The organism is Modestobacter sp. SSW1-42, from assembly GCF_046635825.1.
Classification (GTDB): domain Bacteria; phylum Actinomycetota; class Actinomycetes; order Mycobacteriales; family Geodermatophilaceae; genus Modestobacter.
Genome location: NZ_JBISCA010000002.1, coordinates 101203 through 120734 on the forward strand (window position 1 = coordinate 101203; position 19532 = coordinate 120734).

General features: G+C 73.3%; 14 protein-coding genes and 2 tRNA genes. 4 read left to right on the top strand and 12 right to left on the bottom strand.

Going from position 1 to position 19532, the window contains the following annotated elements; translation table 11 throughout:
• Positions 1–63: 63 nt before the first annotated feature.
• Positions 64–765 (top strand): IclR family transcriptional regulator, encoded by a 702-nt coding sequence (locus ACGBYP_RS05800; protein ID WP_411582326.1) that lies wholly within the window; start codon positions 64–66, stop codon positions 763–765.
• Positions 766–815: 50 nt separating this feature from the next.
• Complete coding sequence (locus ACGBYP_RS05805; protein ID WP_411582327.1) at positions 816–1928, top strand: sulfite oxidase; 1113 nt, start codon at positions 816–818, stop codon at positions 1926–1928.
• 69 nt (positions 1929–1997) lie between these two features.
• Here the strand turns inward: ACGBYP_RS05805 and ACGBYP_RS05810 are convergent, their stop codons facing one another.
• The 7 genes from ACGBYP_RS05810 to ACGBYP_RS05840 all read right to left on the bottom strand — a co-directional run bounded on the left by ACGBYP_RS05810 (position 1998) and on the right by ACGBYP_RS05840 (position 8473).
• Positions 1998–2333 carry a hypothetical protein gene (locus ACGBYP_RS05810; RefSeq protein ID WP_411582328.1) on the bottom strand — a complete coding sequence of 112 codons (336 nt, stop codon included), beginning with the start codon at positions 2331–2333 and terminating at the stop codon, positions 1998–2000.
• Positions 2334–2364: 31 nt separating this feature from the next.
• Positions 2365–4062, bottom strand: a complete 1698-nt coding sequence (locus tag ACGBYP_RS05815) for a sodium:solute symporter family protein (protein WP_411582329.1) — start codon at positions 4060–4062, stop codon at positions 2365–2367.
• Between the two features lie 395 nt (positions 4063–4457).
• A tRNA-Glu gene (locus tag ACGBYP_RS05820) sits at positions 4458–4530 on the bottom strand.
• A gap of 103 nt (positions 4531–4633) precedes the next feature.
• Positions 4634–4705 (bottom strand) — tRNA-Gln (locus tag ACGBYP_RS05825).
• A gap of 83 nt (positions 4706–4788) precedes the next feature.
• Positions 4789–6189 (bottom strand): type II CAAX prenyl endopeptidase Rce1 family protein, encoded by a 1401-nt coding sequence (locus ACGBYP_RS05830; protein WP_411582330.1) that lies wholly within the window; start codon positions 6187–6189, stop codon positions 4789–4791.
• The gene (gene gltX / locus ACGBYP_RS05835) at positions 6186–7667 is read right to left on the bottom strand and encodes a glutamate--tRNA ligase (RefSeq protein ID WP_411582331.1); all 1482 of its coding nucleotides are present in this window, start codon (positions 7665–7667) and stop codon (positions 6186–6188) included. The genes ACGBYP_RS05830 and gltX overlap by 4 nt, the downstream gene beginning before the upstream one ends.
• On the bottom strand, positions 7664–8473 hold the full coding sequence (locus ACGBYP_RS05840; RefSeq protein ID WP_411582332.1) for a fumarylacetoacetate hydrolase family protein: 810 nt from the start codon (positions 8471–8473) through the stop codon (positions 7664–7666). Before ACGBYP_RS05840 ends, gltX begins: the two co-directional genes overlap by 4 nt.
• Before the next feature lie 43 nt (positions 8474–8516).
• Here ACGBYP_RS05840 and ACGBYP_RS05845 point away from each other — a divergent pair, with 43 nt between their 5' ends.
• On the top strand, positions 8517–8927 hold the full coding sequence (locus ACGBYP_RS05845) for a VOC family protein (RefSeq protein WP_411582333.1): 411 nt from the start codon (positions 8517–8519) through the stop codon (positions 8925–8927).
• On the opposite strand, the gene cimA is transcribed toward ACGBYP_RS05845, so the two are convergent.
• From cimA to serA, 4 genes are all read right to left on the bottom strand, one after another.
• A complete protein-coding gene (gene cimA / locus ACGBYP_RS05850; protein WP_411582334.1) occupies positions 8902–10512 on the bottom strand; it encodes a citramalate synthase in 1611 nt (536 codons plus the stop codon). The two genes, ACGBYP_RS05845 and cimA, sit on opposite strands and share 26 nt — an antisense overlap.
• Before the next feature lie 194 nt (positions 10513–10706).
• Complete coding sequence (locus ACGBYP_RS05855) at positions 10707–11726, bottom strand: 3-isopropylmalate dehydrogenase (protein ID WP_411582335.1); 1020 nt, start codon at positions 11724–11726, stop codon at positions 10707–10709.
• Between the two features lie 149 nt (positions 11727–11875).
• Positions 11876–15304, bottom strand: a complete 3429-nt coding sequence (locus ACGBYP_RS05860; protein ID WP_411582336.1) for a S8 family serine peptidase — start codon at positions 15302–15304, stop codon at positions 11876–11878.
• Between the two features lie 381 nt (positions 15305–15685).
• Positions 15686–17299, bottom strand: a complete 1614-nt coding sequence (serA, locus tag ACGBYP_RS05865; protein ID WP_411582337.1) for a phosphoglycerate dehydrogenase — start codon at positions 17297–17299, stop codon at positions 15686–15688.
• A 182-nt stretch (positions 17300–17481) separates the two neighbouring features.
• Here serA and ACGBYP_RS05870 point away from each other — a divergent pair, with 182 nt between their 5' ends.
• A complete protein-coding gene (locus tag ACGBYP_RS05870; protein ID WP_411582338.1) occupies positions 17482–18381 on the top strand; it encodes a hypothetical protein in 900 nt (299 codons plus the stop codon).
• A gap of 103 nt (positions 18382–18484) precedes the next feature.
• Here ACGBYP_RS05870 and ilvC read toward each other — a convergent pair whose 3' ends face one another.
• Positions 18485–19510 (bottom strand): ketol-acid reductoisomerase, encoded by a 1026-nt coding sequence (ilvC, locus tag ACGBYP_RS05875; protein WP_411582339.1) that lies wholly within the window; start codon positions 19508–19510, stop codon positions 18485–18487.
• Positions 19511–19532: the final 22 nt, after the last annotated feature.

The window sequence follows — 19532 nt, forward strand, 5'->3', positions numbered from 1 at the left end:
CGACCCGCTCGGTGCGGTGTCACTCACTTGTCATCTCATACAGTGAGATGCGAGTATCAGTACGTGGTACAGCCTAACCCCGTCGCCGTGTTGGACAAAGCAGTGGCCATCCTCCGCGCGGTGGCCGACGAACCGGCCAGCCTCGCCGAGCTGGTCATCCGCACCGAGCTGCCCCGCGCCACCGCCCACCGGCTGGCCACCGCGCTCGAGGCGCACCGGCTGCTGCGCCGCACCAGCGCCGGCACGTGGGCGCCGGGACCGGCGCTGTCCGAGCTCGGCCGCGGCGGGGCCGACCTCGCCGAGGTGTCGGCCCGCCCGCTGGCGGCGCTCCGCGACACCACCGGCGAGAGCGCCCAGCTGTACGTGCGCGACGGCGGCAGCCGGGTCTGCATCGCCGCCGCCGAGCGCAGCAGCGGGCTCCGCGACACCGTCCCGGTCGGCGCCCGGCTGCCGCTGACCGCCGGCTCCGCGGCACACGCGCTGCTGGCCTTCGCCCCGGCCGACGAGGTCACCCCGCTGCTGCCGTCGGCCAGCTTCACCGCCCGCACCCTGCTCGACGTGCGGCGTCGCGGCTGGGCGCACAGCGTCGCCGAGCGGGAGCCGGGCGTCGCCTCGCTGTCCGCACCGGTGCGCGACGGGGCCGGCGGCGTGCTGGGCGCCGTCTCGATCTCCGGTCCGGTGGAGCGCGTCGGCCGCCGTCCCGGGCCCGAGGTCGTCGCCGCCGTCCTGGACGCCGCGGTCTCCATCTCGCGCGCCGCACGCTGAGGCCCGGGGCCGCGCTTCCGCACGGCCGCCCCGGGCGGTAGACAGGTCGGGTGGAGCTCACCGACACCTACCAGGGCCGCGCACGCATCGCCGGGGACGGCGAGGGGGTGGGGCTCGACGAGCTCGCCCTGGCCACCCGCAACCACGGCCTGCCGCTGGAGGCCCTGCGCTGGGACGTGACCCCGCCGGGGCTGCACTACGTGCTCACCCACTTCGACATCCCCGCGGTCGACCCGGCCACCTGGGCGCTGGAGGTCACCGGCGCCGTCGAGCGGCCGCTGCGGCTGACCCTGGCCGACCTGCAGGCGCGCAGCAGCGCCTCGGCGCGGGTGCTGCTGGAGTGCGCCGGCAACGGCCGGGCACGCTTCGCGCCCCGCCCGGTCAGCCAGCCCTGGCTGCTCGAGGCGGTCGGGACGGCGGAGTGGGGCGGCACACCGCTGGCCCCGCTGCTGCAGGAGGCCGGCCTGTCCCCCGACGCCGTCGACGTGGTGTTCACCGGCGCCGACCACGGTGTGGAGCGCGGGGTCGAGCAGGACTACGCCCGCGGGCTGCCGGTCGCCGAGGCGCTGCGCCCGGACGCACTGCTGGCCTGGTCGATGAACGGCGCCCCGCTGCCGCCGCAGCACGGCGCCCCGCTGCGACTGGTGGTGCCGGGCTGGTACGGGATGGCGCACGTGAAGTGGCTGACCCGCATCGAGGTGCTGACCGAACCCTTCACGGGCTACCAGAACGCCGTCGCCTACCGGGTGGCCACCGAGGCCGGCGACCCCGGCGAGCCGGTGACCCGCATCCGCCCGCGCGCGCTGATGAGCCCGCCGGGGTGGCCGGACTTCATGACCCGGGAGCGGTTCGTGCCGGCCGGCCCGGTGACGCTCACCGGGCGCGCCTGGTCCGGCCGCGCGCCGGTCACCCGGGTCGAGGTCAGCACCGACGGCGGCGCGGGCTGGTCGGATGCCGAGCTGGCCCCGGCCGACGAGGCGCACCCCTTCGCCTGGCGGGCCTGGACCCACCGCTGGGCCGCCGAGCCGGGCACCGCGGAGCTGCTGGTGCGGGCCACCGACGCGACGGGTGAGACGCAGCCGGTGGACCAGGAGTGGAACCGCCAGGGCATGGCCAACACCCTCGTGCAGCGCGTGCCGGTCACGGTCCTGCCGTCCCGCTGAGACGGCAGCGGCCCGGTCCAGGGCTCGCCGCGAGCGTGCGAGCGCGGGGAGGAGGTCCGGGTCCTCCGGCTACGGCTTCGGCAGGTCCGAGCCGTCGCTGGTGCCCTCGCCGGCCTGCTTCTCCAGCGCCGCCGGGTCGACGACGACCGGGCGCAGCCGGAGCCACAGCACGAACACCAGGGCGACGGCGATCATGATGATGCCCGCCCACAGGTTGGCGTTCACGTCCCCGGTCTTGGCCCGGTCGGCCTCGCTGTTGTCGACGATGCCGACGACGGTCAGCACGATGCCGTAGAAGCCGATCAGCCCGGCGATCACCGTGCGGACGTCGTAGGCGCCCGCCGTGTGCTTCCGGCCCGGTGCCGGCGTGCCCGCGTTGTCGGCGGCGTGCGATGCGGTGCTCATGTCCTGCTCCTCTCGTCGACGCTGGCGACGGTCAGCGGAAGATCACGTTCAGGGCGATGACCAGCACCAGGGCGATGCCGGCCAGCTTGGTGGGCGAGGAGTACCAGGGCAGCCGGTGCGCATCAGGGTCGGTGCGCTGCTCCCTCGGCGTCTCGGAGTAGACCAGGCCGGCGAGCTCGGAGACCGGCTTGGGCGCGGTCACCATGCTGACGACGACGCTGACCACGATGTCGACGACGAACGCCGTCGCGGCGGCCACGAAGCTCGCGCCCTGACCGGACAGCGGCAGCACGCCGGTCGACAGGCCGCCGAGCGAGTCCTCGCTCAGGACGGCGACCACGACCGCGCCCAGCGTCCCGGAGACCAGGCCCGTCCAGCCGGCCGTCGCCGTCATCCGCTTCCAGAACATGCCGAGGATGAAGGTGGCGAACAGCGGGGCGTTGAAGAAGCCGAACAGCGTCTGCAGGTAGTCCATCAGGTTGCTGTAGCCCGAGGCGATGACGGCGGTGAAGATCGCGATCACGGTGGCGCCGACGGTCGCCAGGCGCCCGACCTTCAGGTAGTACTCGTCGGGGCGGTCCTTCTTGACGTACTGCTGCCACAGGTCGTAGCTGAAGACGGTGTTGAAGGCCGAGATGTTGGCCGCCATGCCGGCCATGAAGGAGGCCAGCAGGCCGGCGATCGCCACGCCGAGCAGCCCGTTGGGGAGCACGTCGCGGATCAGCAGCAGGATCGCGTTGTTGTAGTCGAAGTCCGGGTCGCCGGCCGCCTTGGCGCTGGTGACGTCGCTGACCAGGACCGCGGCGATCATGCCCGGGACGATCACGATGAACGGGATGAACATCTTCGGGAACGACCCGATGATCGGGGCGCTGCGGGCCGCCGACATCGACTTGGTCGCCATGGCCCGCTGGACCTCGACGAAGTTCGTCGTCCAGTACCCGAAGGAGAGCACGAAGCCCAGGCCGAACACGATGCCGATGGTGGACAGCACCGGGCTGTCGATGCCGGTGAGGTCGGTGCCGGGCCACGACGTCAGGTCGTTCTCGTTGCCGCTGCCGCGCACGGCGTCGGTCAGCCCACCGACGCCACCGACGCGGTGCAGGCCGATCAGCGTCAGCGGCAGCAGGGCCGCGACGATGACGAAGAACTGCAGCACCTCGTTGTAGATCGCCGCCGACAGCCCGCCCAGGGTGATGTAGCTCAGCACGATGGCCGCCGCCAGGATCAGCGAGACCCACAGCGGCCAGCCCAGCAGCGCGTTGACGATCTTCGCCAGCAGGTACAGGTTGATGCCGGCGATGAGCACCTGGGCGATCGCGAAGCTCAGCGCGTTGACCAGGTGGGCGCCGGTCCCGAAGCGGCGGCGCATGAACTCCGGGACGCTGCGGACCTTGGAGCCGTAGTAGAAGGGCATCATCACGACACCCAGGAAGAGCATGGCCGGGACGGCGCCGATCCAGAAGTAGTGGAACGTCGCCATGCCGAACTGGGCGCCGTTGGCCGACATGCCGATGATCTCGACCGCGCCCAGGTTGGCCGAGATGAAGGCCAGTCCGGTCACCCAGGCGGGCAGCGACCGGCCGGACAGGAAGAAGTCGAGGCTGTCGGACACCCGCCGGCGGGCGGCGAATCCGATGAGCATGACGACGGCGAAGTACGCGACGACGAGCGTGTAGTCGACGGCGTTCGCATCGAGACGCAGGGTCTCGTCTGCAGCGAGGACCACCAGGGTTCCCTCCAGGTCACGTTGACGGACCGCGCCTGATGTCGGCGACGGTCCCTACCTGCCGTTCATGGCGGGGCACGGTGGTGCGGCGCGGTGATCAGCAACGGGGACGCTAACACCGTGCGAGCGCGGGTCCATTTCGTTGGTCACCGAAAAGGTGACCGTGTGTGATCATCGCCACGGAGCTCGACCACGACGTCCGACAGTGGTGACACAGGTCACCACCGGTGGTGCGGTGCTCATGATGGCACCGCCGCGCTCCCGCGGCTGCCCGAGCGGAAGAGGCCGCTGAGCAGGGCCGCAGCGGCCCTGCTCAGCGGCGCCGCAGCGGCCGACCGGCGCCCGGAGACGACGAGAGCCCCCGACCCTGGTGGGTCGGGGGCTCTGCTCTGTTGTAGCCCCGAAGGGATTCGAACCCTCGCTACCGCCGTGAGAGGGCGGCGTCCTGGGCCGCTAGACGACGGGGCCCCAGAAGGTGACGCTGTACTGCTGAGCTTACCGGATGGTGCAGGTGGTGCTCTCGTGCGGTCCTGCTGTCGCTCTGTCGTGCTGAGGAGGTGGTGCTTCCTCGCTGGGGTACCAGGACTCGAACCTAGACTAACGGAACCAGAAACCGTCGGGCTGCCAATTACCCCATACCCCAAGGCCGTTCAGCACCTTTCGGCGCCGGGAGAGAACTGTACCCGATCCCTGCAGGGGGGTCGCACCCACCCCCCTGCAGGCGTGTCACCGGGTCGGGCCGGGACGGGGACCGGGCCCCGCCGGAGGACCACCGGGCGGCCCCCAGCCGGGCGCGGGCCACCCGCCGCCGGGACCTGCCGGCGGCGTCGCCCAGCCGCCCTGCGGCCCGGTCCAGGCCGGGGGCGGTCCGGCCGGCGGTCCCCACTGCGACTGCCCCCACGGGGGCTGCCCCCACTGCGGTTGGCCCCACTGGGGTTGGCCCCACTGCGGTTGAGACCACAAGAGCTGGGCCCACGGCGGCTGAGCCCACGGCGGCTGGCCCCACGGTGCGGCGCCGGCGGGCACCGGCGGCAGCTCCAGCGCGTCGCTGCGCAGCTCCAGCGCCATCCGGTCCCGGGCCAGCGCCACCCAGGCCACGAAGCCGGCCATGCCGGTGATGCCGAGCAGCGTGGTCAGCCAGCCGATCGCACCGCCGGGGTCGGCGGCCGCGGCCTGCTCCCCCAGCGCCCCGGCCAGGACGAAGATCACCACGTTGTTGACCGCGTGCAGGACGATCGCCGCCTCGAGCCCACCGGTCAGCCAGACGACGGCCGAGAAGGCCAGGCCGATGGCGAAGCGGTAGAGGAACGTCTCGAAGTCCGGCGGCAGGTGCGCGGCGGAGAACAGCGCCGCCGTGACCACCGCGGCGACGACCGCCCCGGCGCGTGGCCGACCGATCCAGCCGGCGACGGCCTGCGCCAGGTACCCCCGGAAGACGTACTCCTCGGCAGCGGCCTGCAGCGGCGTGGTGAGCAGCACCACCAGCAGCAGCCAGCCGAAGGAGTCGGCGAGCCCCGTGGTCTCCACGCCGGTCGCGACGACGCCGATGACCAGGCCCAGGACCACGGCCACCCCGAGCGTGGCCAGCGCCCGCCAGGTCCACGGCACGAACAGGCGCCAGCGCAGCCGGCCCAGCACCGAGGACGACCAGCCGATCCGCATCCCGTGCGGCACGTACCAGCACAGCCAGACGATCGGGATCGCCACGATCAGCGAGAGGTTGGTGACCAGCAGGACGCCGGGGTCGGTGAGCTGCAGCAGGGCCAGGTCGGGCACCAGCCCGGTCACCAGGGAGACCAGGAGGATCGCGAAGCTCGCCACCCCGTACAGGACGGCGAACAGCAGCAGCCCCAGCAGCGGCCGCCACCAGGCCCAGTCGCGGGACCGCATGAGCAGCTCGTAGGGCTGCCGGACGGCGTGCGGCGGCGCACCCGGCGGGGTCACCGGCCGTGGCGGGCGACCCGCTGCGGGCACCGGCCCGGGCCCGTACCCGGGGAACGGGTACGGGCCGGGCTGCAGCCACGGCGGGGGGCCGAGCGGCACCTGGGGCGGCGCCCCGTACCGGCCGGTCGGGGGCGGCCCGGTGTAGGGCTCCGGTGGGGGCCCGCCCCAGCCGCCGGTGCTCATCCGGTCGTGACGGTGCGGGCGGCCGCCAGCCGGGCGAGCGTGCGGTCCCGGCCGAGCAGCTCCATCGACTCGTACAGCGGCGGGGAGACCGTCCGGCCGCTCACCGCCACGCGCACCGGTCCGAAGGCCTGCCGCGGCTTGCGCCCCAGCCCCTCGACGAGGGCGTCCTTGAGCGCGGTCTCGATGGCCGGGGTGGTCCACTCCGGCAGCGCCTGCAGGGCGGCGGTGGCGGCGTCGAGCACCTCCCCGGCGCCGGCGCCCAGCTGCTTGTCGGCCGCGGCGGGCTCGATCTGCACCTCGTCGGTGAAGAGGAAGCCCAGCAGCCCCACGGCGTCGGAGAGCACGATCATGCGCTCCTGGGCCAGCGGCGCGATCGCGGCGAGCACGCGGGACTGCTCGGCCGTCGGCGGGTCGGCGACCAGCCCGGCGCCGGTCAGGAAGGGGGTGACCCGGGTGAGGAACTCCTCGGCCGGCAGCGCCCGCAGGTGCGTGGCGTTGATCGCCTCGGCCTTCTTGACGTCGAACCGGGCGGGGTTGGCGCTGACCCGGGTGACGTCGAAGGCCTCGACCAGCTCGGCGGTGGAGAACACGTCCCGGTCCTCGGCGATCGACCAGCCCAGCAGCGCCAGGTAGTTGGTCAGCCCCTCGGGCAGGAACCCGCGCTCGGGGTAGACGTCGAAGTTGGCCTGCGGGTCGCGCTTGGACAGCTTCTTGTTGCCCTCGCCCATGACGTAGGGCAGGTGCCCGAAGGTCGGCGTCCCGCTGGCGACACCGATGTCGGTGAGCGCCGCGTAGAGGGCGAGCTGGCGGGGGGTGGAGGGCAGCAGGTCCTCACCGCGCAGGACGTCGGTGATGCCCATCAGGGCGTCGTCGACCGGGTTGACGAACGGGTACAGCGGGGCGCCGTTGCCGCGCACCAGCACGAAGTCGGGCACGGAGCCGGCAGCGAAGCTGACCTCGCCGCGGACCAAGTCGGTCCAGCCCAGGTCGGTGTCGGGCATGCGCAGCCGCAGCACCGGCGAGCGGCCCTCGTCCCGGAAGGCGGCCTTCTGCGCGTCGGTGAGGTACCGGTCGGCGTTGTCGTAGCCGAGCTTGGGGTCCTGGCCGGCGGCCCGGCGGCGGGCGTCGACCTCCTCGTTGGTGGAGAAGGACTCGTAGGCGTGCCCGGACTCCAGCAGCCTCGCCGCGACGTCCCGGTAGACGTCGTGCCGCTCGGACTGGCGGTAGGGGCCGTGCGGTCCGCCGACCTCAGGGCCCTCGTCCCAGTCGATGCCCAGCCAGCTCAGGCTGTCCAGCAGGTGCCGGTAGGACTCCTCGGAGTCCCGGGAGGCGTCGGTGTCCTCGATCCGGAAGACCAGCTGGCCGCCGTGGTGCCGGGCGTGCGCCCAGTTGAACAGCGCCGTCCGGAGCAGGCCCACGTGCACCATGCCGGTGGGTGACGGGCAGAACCGGGTGCGCACGGTGGCGGGGGCGGTCATCGGGTGCCCGCCGTGGAGGTCGGGTCGGCGCCGGCGACGGTGCTGGTCAGGGTGCCCAGGCCCTCGATCGAGCACTCGACGCGCTGGCCGGGCCGGATGGGGCCGACACCGGCCGGGGTGCCGGTGAGCACCACGTCGCCGGGCAGCAGGGTCATGACCTGGGAGATGTGGCTGATGATGGTCGGGATCGAGAACAGCAGCTGGCTGGTGCGCCCGGACTGGCGCAGCTCGCCGTCGACGGTGCAGGTGACCGCCAGGTCGGCGGGGTCCTTGCCCACGCCGGGCAGGTCGGTCTCGATCCAGGGGCCCAGCGGGCAGAACGAGTCGAAGCCCTTGGCCCGGGTCCACTGCCCGTCGGAGCGCTGCATGTCGCGCTCGGTGACGTCGTTGCCGATCGTGTAGCCGAAGACGCTGGCGGCGGCCTGCTCCGGGGTGACCTGGCGGGCGCCGCGGGCACCGATCACCACGGCCAGCTCGACCTCGTGGTGGACGTTGGTGCTGCCGGCCGGGATGCGGATCGCGTCCCCGGGGCCGACCACCGACGTGGAGGGCTTGAGGAAGATCAGCGGCTCCTTCGGCGCCTCGCCGGTGTTCATCTCCGCCACGTGGTCGGCGTAGTTCTTGCCCACGCAGACGACCTTGCTGGGGAGGATCGGGGAGAGCAGCCGGACGTCGGCGGCGGCGAACCGCTGCCCGGTGAAGGAGATCTGGCCGAACGGGTGGCCCTCGATCTGGGCGACCTGGCCGTCCCCGTCGAGGACCCCGAAGGACATGCCGGCTGGGTGGGCGAAGCGGACGATGCGCACGTCCAGAGGTTAGTCGCGGTCCCCGATCCGGCTACCGTGCGGCATGGCCAGCCGGATCACCGCGATCGCCGTCAACTGCACGGACCCGCCCGCGCTCGCCGCCTGGTGGGCCGAGGTCCTCGGGCACGCCGTCCTCGGCACCGAGGACGGCGTCGTGACCATCGGCCCGCCCGGGCAGGAGCCCAAGGGGGCCCACCCCGTGCTGGACTTCGTCCCGGTGCCCGACCCGACGCCGGGCAGGCGCCGGCTGCACCTGGACCTCAACGCCACCGACCGGTCGCAGGCCGAGGAGCTCGACCGGCTGCTGGCCCTGGGCGCCACCCCGGTCGACGTGGGTCAGGGCCCGCTGACCGAGCAGGTGACCTGGCACGTGCTGGCCGATCCCGAGGGCAACGAGTTCTGCCTGCTGGCCAGCACGGTCGCCCCGCTCAGCGGTGGCGCACCGCGTAGGTGAGCGCGTCGACCAGGGCACGCCAGGAGGCCTCGACGATGTTGTCGTGCACCCCGACGGTGGTCCACTCCCCCGCCCCGTCGGTGCTGTCGACCAGCACCCGGGTGGTGGCACTGGTGCCGCCCTTCCACCCGAGGATGCGCACCTTGTAGTCGGCCAGCGACACCCCGGCCAGGTGCGGGTACCGGCCGACCAGCGCCTGGCGGAGCGCGTTGTCCAGGGCGTTGACCGGGCCGTTGCCCTCACCGGTGCTGATGACCCGCTCGGTGGTGCCGTCGGGGTTGGGCAGGTGCACCTTGACCGTGGCCTCGCTGACCACGGCCCCGGTGGAGGCGTGCTCCACCGACGCCCGCCAGCTCTCCAGCTGGAACAGCGGCGCCGGGGCGCCGGGCAGCTCGGCGCGCAGCAGCAGCTCGAAGCTGGCGTCGGCGGCCTCGAAGGACCAGCCCTCGGCCTCGAGCACCTTCACCTGGTCGACCACCCGGCCGATGGCGTCGCCCTGCCCGGTCACGTCCACACCGAGCTCGCGGCCCTTGAGCTCGACCGAGGCCCGGCCGGCCATCTCGGTGACCAGGATGCGCATGTCGTTGCCGACGACCGCGGGGTCCAGGTGGTTGTACAGCTCGGGGTCGACCTTGATCGCGCTGGCGTGCAGCCCGGCCTTGTGCGCGAAGGCCGAGGCGCCGACGAAGGGCTGGTGGTCGTCGGGGGCGATGTTGGCCAGCTCGGCGATGGCGTGGCTGACGCGCTTGAGCTCGGGCAGGCACGCGGCGGGCACCACCGGCAGCCCCATCTTGGTCACCAGGTTGCCGATGAGCGCGAAGGTGTCGGCGTTGCCGGCCCGCTCGCCGTAGCCGTTGGCGGTGCCCTGCACGTGGGTGACGCCGGCCTCGACGGCGGCCAGGGTGTTGGCCACCGCACAGCCGGTGTCGTCCTGGCAGTGGATGCCGAGCTTGCCGCTGGTGCGGGCGCGCACGTCGGCGACCACCCGGCCCAGGCCCATCGGCAGCATGCCGCCGTTGGTGTCGCACATGACGCCCACCTCGGCGCCGGCGGCGAAGGCGGTCTCCAGCACCTGCACGCCGTAGTCGGGGTCGGCGGCGTGGCCGTCGAAGAAGTGCTCGCAGTCGACGAACACCCGGCGTCCGTGCGCCACCAGGTGGGCGACGGTGTCGGCGACCATCGCCAGGTTCTCCTCCGGCGTGGTGCGCAGCGCCTGGCGCACGTGCCGGACGTCGGACTTGGCGACCAGGCAGACGACCGGCGTGCCGGCGTCCAGCAGCGCCTGCACCTGCGGGTCGTCGGCCACGGCCACCCCGGCCTTGCGGGTGGCGCCGAAGGCGACCAGCTGCGCGTGCCGGAGGTCGAGCTCGGTGCGGGCGCGGGCGAAGAACTCGGTGTCCTTGGGCAGCGCCCCGGGCCAGCCGCCCTCGATGAACCCCACGCCGATCTCGTCGAGCAGCCGGGCGACGGCGAGCTTGTCGGCCACGGAGTAGCTCACGCCCTCGCGTTGCGCGCCGTCACGCAGGGTGGTGTCGAAGACGTGGAAATCGGTGACGTCGACGGTGGGGACGGGCTGCTCGGCCACGGTGTCTCCCGGTGGTTTCGGTGTGGGCCCGGACATGAAAAAACCTCCCGGGGCACGGGAGGTGGGCGCGCAGTCGGTGGTGCTGACTGCGCGCTAGACGATGATCGAGCCGGTGCTGTGCATCACGGCAAGTACAGCACGCGGACGGCGGATCCGGAACGGGGCGTCCACGCTGTGGGACGCCCCGTCCGGCATCAGCCGGCCAGCGCCGCGAGGCGGTCGCCGACCTCGGTGGTGCGGATCGGGGCCTTCGGGTCGCGCGTGGACAGGTCGAAGGCGACGGCGGCGTTGACCTTCTTGGCCAGCTCCGGGCGGCCCAGGTGGTCCAGCAGCAGGCCGACCGACAGCACGGTGGCGGTGGGGTCGGCGACGCCGGTGCCGGCGATGTCGGGGGCCGAGCCGTGCACGGGCTCGAACATGCTCGGGTTGGTGCCCGAGACGTCGAGGTTGCCGCTGGCGGCCAGGCCGATGCCGCCGGTGACCGCGGCGGCCACGTCGGTGACGATGTCGCCGAAGAGGTTGTCGGTGACGATGACGTCGTAGCGGCCCGGGTCGGTGATGAAGAACATCGCCGCGGCGTCGACGTGCTGGTAGGCCACGGTGACCTCGGGGAACTCCGTGGACAGCTCCTCCACGGTGCGCGACCACAGCGACCCGGCGTGGGTGAGCACGTTGGTCTTGTGGATCAGCGTCAGGTGGCGGCGCGGGCGGGCCAGCGCGCGCTCGAAGGCGTAGCGGACGACCCGCTCGACGCCGAAGGCGGTGTTGAGGCTGACCTCGGTGGCCACCTCGTGCGGGGTGTCGCGACGCAGGACGCCGCCGTTGCCGACGTAGGGGCCCTCGGTGCCCTCGCGGATGCAGAGCATGTCGATGGCGCCGGGCTCGGCCAGCGGGCTGCGCACGCCGTCGAACAGCCGCGCGGGACGCAGGTTGACGTGGTGGTCGAGCTCGAAGCGGAGCTTGAGCAGCAGACCGCGCTCGAGGATGCCGGCGGGGACCGAGGGGTCGCCCACGGCGCCGAGCAGGATCGCGTCGTGGCCGCGGAGCTCCTCGAGCACCGAGTCCGGCAGCAGCTCACCGGTGCGCTGCCACCGCGCCGCCCCCAGGTCGTAGGGGGTTGCCTCCACGTCCGGGGCGACCGCGCCCAGGACCTTGAGGCCCTCGGCCACCACCTCGGGACCGATGCCGTCTCCAGGGACCACTGCCAGGCGCATGAGGCCAGAGGTTAGTGGGCGCGGGTACCGGAGCGTGCACCCGCACACGCCGGACGCCCCCCGCGTGGTGCTGCGGAGGGCGTCCGGGTGGTGCGGTGGTGCGCCGGGCTCAGCGCGACCGGGTGGTGCCGGTGGTCACCGGCGCTCGGTCACGGGCTGGGGACCCGCTGCTGGGCCACCGGGACGAACTGGGTCCGCCCGCGCTGGCTGTCGTTGTGCAGCACGACCACCATCGCGCCCTTGGCCGCCCCGCCGACGGTGACGTCGGCCGCGTAGGCGGCCGGGTCCTGCGTCACGGCGACCTTGGTCCCGTTCTGCGCCGGGAAGAGCACCGCCGGGGCGCCGCCGACCGTGAACGACAGGCCCGGGTGCAGCGGGTCGAAGCTCATCCGCTGCGCGGCCAGCTCCGAGGTGCCCTCGGGGCTGATCGTCGTCCCCAGGTCGTCGACCGTGCCGTAGGCGCTGGCCGACTGGACGCCGAAGGTGAGCCGGCTGGCCGCCGGGGTGACCAGCGGCATGGCCGAGACCGGGACGGGCAGGACCTGCACGTCGGTGTCGAACGCGTTGGTGTCGATCGTGCCGTCGGCGACGTTCATGAAGCCGACGTACGGGGCCGCGTCGCTGGGCAGGAGGCCGCCCTCACGGTCCTGCACGATCACCAGCGGCACGTCGTAGTCCGTGATCCGGGTCGTGGTGACCTGGTAGTCCCAGGCCCCGTCGTTCGTCGCGTCCAGGTAGACGCCGTAGTTCACGGCCGTCTGGGCCGAGGCGAACGTCCCGTGCGCGGAGATCCCGAAGTACAGGTACGGGTCCTCCGGGGAGGCCGCCACGTCGGAGGCCACGCCCACCGCGGCCAGGTCGACCGCGCGCTCCTGCTCGGACTTGTAGCAGTCCAGGCGCGCCTCCGTGGTGCACTGCGCCATCTCCGGGCTGGTGCCCAGCTGCTCGAAGACCGCACCCAGGGAGGTGTAGGAGTCCGGCGCGTACGCCGGGCCGTTGCTCACGCCACGACCCACCAGGGCGATGGTCTTCCCCGGCTGACGGTCCTGGGCGGTGAGGTTGGACGAGGGCTTGGCGTTGGAGTGCACCGGGACCCGCAGGCTCGGCGCATCCCCGGCCCGGGGCGTCAGGACGACGCGGCCGCTGGCTTCACCCAGGAACTGGCGGCCGACGTTCAGCTCGCTGTCGACGTCGACCGTGGGGTCGGCCACCTTGCGCAGCTGGTCGCGGTTCACGGTCATCGTCACGTTGACCACCGTCTTGGTGTTCGGGGCGACGGTGACCACCGACGGCTCGACCCGGTAGGTGACCCCGGGCTGCTCCGCCAGCGCCTCGTAGGCGAGCTTGTAGCTGACCGTCGTGCCGCTCTTGTTCGAGACGGTGATCTGCCGGTTCTGCACGACCTTGGGGTCGGTGGTCTCGACGACGCCGAAGGACGCCGAGACGACCCCGGTGCCGGCGCTGGCGTAGGCGAGCACCTGGTTGTCCAGGGCGGCCTTGGCGTCGATGCGACCGGCGCCCTGGCGGTTCGGCCCGTAGACCGTGCCGTCGGCGGTGTGGACGTCGTGGCCGGCGGTGTTCATCAGGTCGGCCTTGACCTCCTCGGTGGTCCACTCCGGGTGGGCCGCGCGGATGAGCGCGGTGACACCGGCGGTGGTCGGGGCGGCCATCGACGTCCCGGACAGGCTGGCGCCACCGTTGCCGGTGCCGACCGCCGCCGAGTACAGGGTCACGCCGGGCGCGGAGACGTCCGGCTTGAGGTCGCCCGCCCCGCGGCTGGACCGGGAGGAGAACGACGCGAGCAGGTCGACCTGGGCCGGGTCGTCGAGGACGGCGGCGTCCTTGAGGCTCGGGCCGAAGGTGACGGTGACCGGGCCGGCCGCGACGGCGGTGGCCAGGGCCGCGCCGTCCGTGGCGGTGGTCAGGATGCCCGGGATCTGCGGCACGCCGGTGATCCCGGTCTCCAGCAGGTCGTCGTCGCCGACGATCATGAAGCCGATCGCGCCGTGGTCGCGGGCGTTGGAGCCCTTGGCCACCGAGCCACAGGCGAAGCCGGCGGCCTGGACGAGCACGATCTCGCCGGTGTAGTCACCACTCCACGGGGTGCAGGCCGACGGGTCGTCGCCGGCCTCAGGCAGCGCGACCGGGCCGGTGATGTCGGGCTTGACGTTGCCGGCCTCGTCACGGTCGCTGTAGGCGCCCGAGCGCAGGCCCGGGCGCAGCCCCTCGGGTCCACCGCCGGAGACGACCTGCCAGCCGTCGAAGACGCCGAAGCCGTCGTTGGAGGCCGCGACGCCGATGCCGCGCGGGGCGTTGCCCGGCGAGCCGCCGATGTCGTAGTTGTCGCCGGAGTTGCCGGCCGACATGACCACGAGCATGCCGTGGGCCATCGCCTCGTTGGCGAGCGTGGCGTCGGCGTCGTCGGGCAGGCCGTAGGTCGAGCCCAGGGACAGGTTGACGACGTCGAGGTGGTCGTCGATCGAGCCGTCGCCGTTGGGGTCCATGGCCCACTCGATGGCCTGGCCGGTGACGTCGGTGGAGCCCTCGCACCCGAAGACCTTCAGGGCGTACAGCGAGGCCTCCGGCGCCATGCCGGGGCCGATCTTCATGCTCGACAGGTCGAGGGAGGCGTCGTACGGGCCGGTGTAGGTGGCGCCGTCCGCGGTGACCCCGTACCCGGCCGCGGTGCCGGCGACGTGGCTGCCGTGCCCGTTGCAGTCCAGCGGGTTGTCGTCGGGCGTGGCGACCGGCTGGTAGTCGGGGCTGGTCGGGTCGGCGTTGTAGCTGTCGCCGGCGAAGTCGCGACCGCCGACGACCTTGGCGTTGGGGAACACGCCGGCGGGCGCTGGCGCGGCCTCGGCGGCCTGGAGGGCGTCGAACTGCGCGACGTCGCCGCTGCCACCGAAGTCGGCGTGGGTGTAGTCGATGCCGGTGTCGATGATGCCGATCGACACGCCCTCGCCGGTGTTGCCCAGCTCCCGCCAGGCCTCGACGGTCCGGGTGACGGTGGCGGCGGCGGTGTTGCTGGCCACCTTGGGCGTGATCGGCAGGACGGCGGTCACGCCGGGCAGGGTGCGCAAGGCCTCGTAGTCGGCGGCGTCGGCGGCGACCGCCACACCGGAGACCACGGTGGAGGCGGTGTAGAGGACCTCGGCGCCGGCGACGACGCCGGGCAGCCCGGCCACGACCTCCCCGGTGGCGGCCTCGACGCCGGGCTGCGCGGCCCGGGCGGCGTCGGCTGCCTGCGCCTGGCCGCTCTCTGCCAGCGTCTCGGAGTAGACCTGCGAGGTGGACGGCGTGTCGATCCTCAGGAAGAACGACGTCGGGCCGCTCTCGGGCAGACCGGCCGGGCGGCCGGACCCCTGCTGGGCGGCGAGCTGGGCCTTGAGCTCGGCGAGCTGGGCCGGGCTGAGCGTGGCCTGCGCCTTGTCGGCCACCGGAGCTGCGGGGGCGGCCAGTGCGCTGCCCAGCCCGCCGGTGGTGGCGAGGGCGGCCGCGATGGCGACGACCCCCGTCCGGGCGAGCGCGTGCCGACGCCCCGCCCGGTTCGAATGAGTACTTCTCGGACCCACGTGCACCCCTGTCAACGAGAACCTCGGACGACCGGCCGCGTCCACCCGGACGGGTGAGGCGGCCCACACACACAGTTGTCGTTGCCATGGCTAACGGCCAATAGGCCGAACGGCCCAGTGGGCGCTGTCCGTGCGCGGCATCTGCCAGGACTGTGCCGGGACTGTGTCCTGCGACGGTCGCAGCGGCCAGGCCCCCCGCGTGGTCGCGCTGAACGGAGCAGTCCGTCCCGGCAGTTGACACGTTGCAACGACTCTCAATCACCTGGCCGGTGGACGGGCAGTGGCGATCAGGTGACCAGCGGCAACGACACGACGAGGCCGCGCCGTCCGGGTGGACGACGCGGCCTCGGGAGCTGCAGGTGCCGGCATGCCGACCGTGCGCTGGGGTCAGAGCGGGCTGAGGTCGGCGGCCTGGGCCTGCCGGGCGCCGATGCGGGCACCGATCTGGTCGAGCAGCTCCCCGCTGACCGGGCTGTCGACGGTGACCGCCATCAGCGCCTCGCCGCCCTGCGTCGTCCGGCTGACCTGGGCGCCGGCGATGTTGACACCGGCCTCCCCCAGCGCCGCACCGACCGCGCCGACCACGCCGGGCCGGTCGGCATAGACGAAGAAGAGCAGGTAGCCGTCGGCGGTCAGGTCGATCTCGAAGCCGCCGACCTCGGTCAGCTTGGGCACCTGGTTCTTGCCGTAGAGCGTGCCCGAGACGGTCACCTCGGCGCCGTTGGCCATCGCGCCGCGCACGCTGATCAGGTTGCGGTAGTGCGGGCTCTCGGTGCTGCTGCCCAGAGTGACGTCGAGGCCGCGCTGCTCGGCGAGCAGCGGCGCGTTGACGTAGGTGACCGGCTCCTCGACGACGTCGGCGAACACGCCCCGCAGCACGGCGAGCTGGACGACCGAGACGTCGAACTCGGCGATCTTGCCCTGCACCTCGACGTGCACCGACTGGGCCAGCCCGCCGGCGACGGCGGTGAAGACCCGGCCGAGCTTCTCGGCCAGCGGCAGGCCGGGCCGGACGTCCTCGGCGACGACCCCGCCGGCCTGGACGTTGACCGCGTCGGGGACGAACTCGCCCTGCAGGGCCAGCCGGACGCTGCGGGCCACCGCGGTGCCGGCCTTGTCCTGCGCCTCGGTCGTGGAGGCGCCCAGGTGCGGGGTGACCACGACGTTGGGCAGCCCGAACAGCGGTGAGTCGGTGCACGGCTCCTTGGCGTAGACGTCGATGCCCGCGGCGCCCACCTGCCCGGACTGCAGCGCCTCGGCCAGGGCAGCCTCGTCGACCAGCCCGCCGCGGGCGGCGTTGACGATGATCACGCCGCGCTTGGTGGCGGCGAGCTGCTCGGCCCCGATGAGGCCCAGCGTCTCGGGGGTCTTGGGCAGGTGGACGGTGATGAAGTCCGCCTCGCGCAGCAGCTCCTCCAGCGAGACCAGCCGGACGCCGAGCTGGGCGGCGCGCCCGGCCTGGATGTAGGGGTCGTAGGCGATCAGGGTGACGCCGAAGGCGGCCAGCCGCTGGGCGACCAGGACGCCGATGCGCCCCAGGCCCACGACGCCGACGGTCTTCTCGGTGACCTCGACACCGGTGAACCTCGACCGCGCCCACTTCCCCTCGCGCAGGGAGGCGTCGGCGGCGGGGATGTGCCGGGCGGCGGCCAGCAGCAGCGCGATCGCGTGCTCGGCGGCGCTGACGATGTTCGACGTGGGGGCGTTGACCACCAGCACGCCGCGCTCGGTGGCGGCGGGCACGTCGACGTTGTCCAGGCCGATGCCGGCGCGGGCGACGACCTTCAGGTCGGGCGCGGCGGCCAGCGCCTCGGCGTCGATCTGGGTGGCCGACCGGATGAGCACCGCGGAGGCCTCGGCGAGCGCGGGCAGCAGGGCCGCCCGGTCTGCGCCGTCGACGTGGCGGATCTCGACGTCGTCGCCGAGCACCTCCAGCACGCTGGGGGCGAGCTCTTCGGCGATCAGGACGACGGGCGCGGACCCCGGTGAAGTGGCTGTCACGGGTCCACAGCGTAGGGAGGCGGCACCGTGACCGGGGCGTCGGTGCCCGCGCTTCCCACTGGATGGACGGTCGGCGCTCGTCCGCCCGGGGGAACCGCCGTCCGCTGTGCTTGCCCGCCCCTGGGCGCACGGTCAAGCTGACGGCGCAGCGCCGGGACCACCGGCCCCGTGCGGAGGAGACCATGAGCAACGACCGGGACGACGCCCAGGACCGGCCGCAGCCGGACCCCTCCGGCACGGCGGGCGGTCAGCACCCGGCGGACCGGCCCTCCGCGGACCGGCCCGGCACGGACGGCGGCACCGACGGCGGGCACACCGGCGCGACGGCGGCAGGGGCGACGGCGGCCGGGGCGTCCTGGGGCCGGCCGCAGCAGGACCCGTCTCCGTGGGGTCCGCCACCGCAGTACGGCGAACCCCCGCAGTACGGCCAGCCCCCGCAGTACGGGGCACCGTACGAGCAGCAGGTCCCGCACTACGGGCAACAGGTCCCGCAGTACGGGCAACCCCCGCAGTACGGAGCGCCCTACGGGCCCTACGGGCAGCCCGCGCCGTACGGCCCCTACGGACAGCCCGCCGCGCCGGGCCGCCCGGGGACGGTGGTGACCGCGGCGGTGCTCGGCCTGCTGTACGGCGTCCTCGGGTTGTTGACCGCGCTGCTGTTCGTCCTCGGCGGGGCCTTCGCCGACGACTTCCTCGAGGCCGTCGAGGACGCCGACCCCTCGCTGGAGGGGACGCTCGGCTCGTCCGAGGTGACCTCGTTCCAGGCGGTCCTGGTGGGCTTCGCCGTGGTGGCGCTGGCCTGGGCGGTGGTGATGGTCTGGGGCAGCTTCCTGGCGCTGCGCGGGCGCAGCCGGGTGCTGCTCATGGTCGGCGGGTGGATCGCGGTCGCCGTCACCGGGCTCTTCCTGGTCCTCGGTGGCGTCGCCGCGGCGACCGAGCCCGAGGGCGGCGGCGCGGCCGGGGTCGTCTTCTTCCTGCTGGTCTTCCTGGGCGCCGTGGCGGTGCCCGTGCTGCTGCTGCTCCGGCCGTCCGCCGCCTACTTCACCGCACACCGCCGGCGCCGGGCCCTCACCCCGCGCTGAACGCACGACGGCCCCCGCAGCGCGTCGCTGCGGGGGCCGTCGTCAGGCCCTGCTCCGAGGCTCGCCCCGGGCCTGCGGGGGGTGAGGGGAGCAGGGTCCTCGATCAGCGCGCGGCGGTGCCGGTGTAGTCGTCGCTGGCGGAGACCCAGCTCATCAGCCCGCGCAGCTCGCGGCCGGTGGCCTCGATCGGGTGCGCCTCGGCGGCGGCCCGCTTGGCCTTGAAGTCCGGCGCGCCGGCGTCCTGGTCGGCGATGAAGGCCGCGGCCCAGGAGCCGTCCTGGATGGCGGTGAGGACGTCCTTCATCGACTCCTTGACCCGGGCGTCGACGACCTTCGGGCCGGAGGTGTAGTCGCCGTACTCGGCGGTGTCGGAGACCGACCAGCGCTGCTTGGCGATGCCACCCTCGTACATGAGGTCGACGATCAGCTTGAGCTCGTGCAGGCACTCGAAGTAGGCGATCTCGGGCTGGTAGCCGGCCTCGGTGAGGGTCTCGAAGCCGGCGGTGACCAGGGCCGACATGCCACCGCAGAGCACGGCCTGCTCACCGAAGAGGTCGGTCTCGGTCTCCTCGGCGAACGTCGTCTTGATGACGCCGGCCCGGGTGCCGCCGATGGCCTTGGCGTAGGACAGCGCCAGGGCCTGGGCGGAGCCGGAGGCGTCCTGCTCGACGGCGATCAGGCAGGGCACGCCCTTGCCGTCGCTGAACTCGCGGCGCACGAGGTGGCCGGGGCCCTTCGGGGCGACCATGGCGACGTCGACGCCGGCGGGGGCCTTGATGTACCCGAAGCGGATGTTGAAGCCGTGGCCGAAGAACAGCGCGTCGCCGTCCTGCAGGTTGGGCTCGACGGACTCGGCGTACAGCGAGCGCTGCACGTGGTCCGGCGCCAGGATCATGATCAGGTCGGCCTCGGCGGCGGCCTCGGCCGGCGTGACGACGCGCAGGCCCTCGGCCTCGGCCTTGGCCCGGCTCTTGGACCCCTCGGGCAGGCCGACGCGGACGTCGACGCCGGAGTCGCGCAGCGACAGCGCGTGGGCGTGGCCCTGGCTGCCGTAGCCCAGGACGGCGACGGTGCGCCCCTGGATGATCGAGAGGTCGGCGTCGGCGTCGTAGAAGATCTCGGCGGCCATGCGGTGATGCACTCCTTCATTC